The sequence below is a fragment of the Staphylococcus sp. CoH_129_LAB_1 genome, from assembly GCF_058191515.1.
Map to the genome: position 1 here is coordinate 1 of NZ_JBXWKZ010000057.1, position 2,702 is coordinate 2,702.

Here is a 2,702-nt window from a genome sequence, read left to right on the forward strand (position 1 = left end):
ATTCAACAAAAACTAGGCTACTTATCCCCTGTAAAATACAGAGAATTAGCAGCCTAGAACATAGTGTTTTTATTAAGCTCCCATTTTAAGGGTTCAGTGCCCTCGAATCTTGTCCTTTTTTATGGATTTAAATATTTGAATATCACATCATCTACAATGACTTCAACGTTAGTATGGTGTTGTAAAATTGAAGCAGGTAATGTTTCAGTAATTGATCCATTAATGAGCTGATAGATAGCCTCTTGTTTTCGTTCTCCAAATGCTAATAAGATAATACGTTTTGCACGCATAATAGATTGTAATCCCATAGAGATAGCTTGCTTTGGAACATCATCCATTGTATCAAAATGGATACTGTTTGCTTTTATAGTAGACGCTGTTAAATCGACAATACGTGTTTCGCTTTCAAATGAGGTGCCTGGTTCATTAAAGCCAATATGTCCATTTTCTCCAATGCCTAACAATTGAATGTCTGGCTGTCCGATTGCTTTTAGGCGTTGTTCATAAGAATTAGCTTCTTCCGCTAAATCGGACGCATCTCCATTAGGAATGTAAATATTATCTTCATCCCAGGAATTATGATCAAAAAGAAGCCGATGCATGTATGTGTGATAACTTTGTGGATGTGATTTTTCTAATCCTACATATTCATCTAGATTGAACGTCTTAACATGACTTAAATCTGTTTGATTAGATGTTAATAATTCAGACAATCGTGGATATATCTCTGTCATTGTATTGCCTGTTGCTAACCCTAGCGTTGCTTCTTTTTGTGTTTGTATTAACTTTAGTAATTCAACTGCTACATAATCGCTTGCGATAGATTTGTTTTTTAAATTGATTAATTCCATCATCTCAACGCCTCCATAGGTTTATGACTTCTAAGATGAAGAAACAAAAGTTACAAATTCTCTACATAAAAACTATACCCAATACACTGTTAATCAATCAATTATGCTAACATAATCTTATGTATAACTTAACGGAGAGAAATTATGAATATTATCAAAATAATTAGCATGTTTATTTTAGCAATCATCATTATGGGTGTATCGCAAACGATTGCACTAGTATTTGATGCATTTATACCATTTTATGGAATTGGGACTATTTTATCGAGTATTACTTACATTTTGCTTACATTTTTCATTGTACGATGGATGATTGTTAAAGTATTTAAGAATACTTTATCCTCATATCGAATTACAAAGCCTATACTTCATCCTCTATATCTTATTTTAGGGATTGCATTACCGTTATTAGTATATGCGATTTACTTTATTTTTATACCAGGTGATTTTAAGGTGTACCATTTCAACTCAATTAGTAAGGTGATACACGAATTGAGTTACATTATTTTTATGCAAGCGATAGCTGGAGCTATTGTCGAGGAAATGGTGTGTCGAGGTCTTTTGATGGGCTATATTGAAAAGAAAACGAACATTCGAATAGCAATCGTCGTTACTTCACTGTTCTTTGGCGTGATTCATTTATTGAATGGTGCTCTAAATGTTACAAGTTTCTTTTTATTATTAGTTAGTGGCACTTTAGTTGGTATGATGTTTGGTATAGCAACGTATCGATTTAACACCATTTGGGCGAGTATCACCTTACATTTCTTTTGGAATGTCTTTCAAGTCGTTTATATCACTTCAAAAGAAACTGACTATAATGTCTTTCAATATGTTCTACGTTTTAAAAATATGGTATTTACGGGAGGACGGTTTGGTTTTGAAACATCTATCGTCTCTATGATAGGCTATATCGTTGTGATTATTGTTCTATTAATGTGCCGTACGCCATATAAAGGTAGCAACTTATAACGCATTCAAAAGTAATCGTAATTGTTCTATACTTAAAGTAAAGATAAATAAACGCAGTTAAGGAGAAAAGTTATGAAAAAGATAGTGATAGTAACGCTTATTCTCATATTATCTATTGGCTTAGTGGGATGTAATCGATTGTCTAAAGAGGATAGTGACCGTTCGGATAAAGCGGATACACAAGAAGAACATTCAACAGAAGAAAATAAGAGTTCTGATGATCAAGATATCAGTCTGGAACCTGATACAAAGATACCGGATCATGTTTTTGAAAAAACATCTGTACGTCATACACAAATTTCTGAAAAGACAATGAAAAAAGATATTAAAACGTATATTAATATCGATAAAAAAATCAATGATACAATGAATACATATAAAATGAAATTATATTCCAATCAAAAGTTGTCGGATACAGAAGCAAACAAATTAAAACGACTTGTTCGTTTGGAAAATGAAAATGATACGAATTTTGCGCAATACATTCAAAATAATCAATTGCCAAGTAATGATTATGTCGTTTATACGGATAAAATTAGTCGTTATATTTCAACATCGAATCGTATAGAGCAAAAAAGTTTAGAAATCTCGTTAAAATCGGATGATGATACATCTATTTTTAATGATATTGAACAAGTGAATAAAGATCAAGATATTGTAAATGATCAAGAAAAACAAGATATTGCAAATTTCTTGGATGATAAAAATATTAAAACTGAAACATTTAATGAGGATTCAAATCATACTGATATAGATTAATCGAATTAATTGAAAAATGAGTGGGACGAAGAATTCAAAGTGAATTCTGTCCCACTCTTTTCCTACGATTAGTCAAGCATTTACAAATAAAATAAGCATTACTTAACTAAACCGTTCAAT

Annotated in this window: 3 protein-coding genes; 2 read left to right on the top strand and 1 reads right to left on the bottom strand. The window is 31.5% G+C overall.

Annotated features, from left to right (window positions below; all coding sequences use genetic code 11):
- Window positions 1-119: 119 nt before the first annotated feature.
- On the bottom strand, window positions 120-851 hold the full coding sequence (gene nagB, locus AC2FB1_RS10990; protein WP_490675269.1) for a glucosamine-6-phosphate deaminase: 732 nt from the start codon (window positions 849-851) through the stop codon (window positions 120-122).
- Between the two features lie 144 nt (window positions 852-995).
- Here nagB and AC2FB1_RS10995 point away from each other — a divergent pair, with 144 nt between their 5' ends.
- Together AC2FB1_RS10995 and AC2FB1_RS11000 are read left to right on the top strand one after the other, a co-directional pair.
- Complete coding sequence (locus AC2FB1_RS10995) at window positions 996-1,823, top strand: CPBP family intramembrane glutamic endopeptidase (RefSeq protein WP_490675267.1); 828 nt, start codon at window positions 996-998, stop codon at window positions 1,821-1,823.
- 72 nt (window positions 1,824-1,895) lie between these two features.
- Window positions 1,896-2,582, top strand: a complete 687-nt coding sequence (locus tag AC2FB1_RS11000; protein ID WP_490675268.1) for an NDxxF motif lipoprotein — start codon at window positions 1,896-1,898, stop codon at window positions 2,580-2,582.
- Window positions 2,583-2,702: the final 120 nt, after the last annotated feature.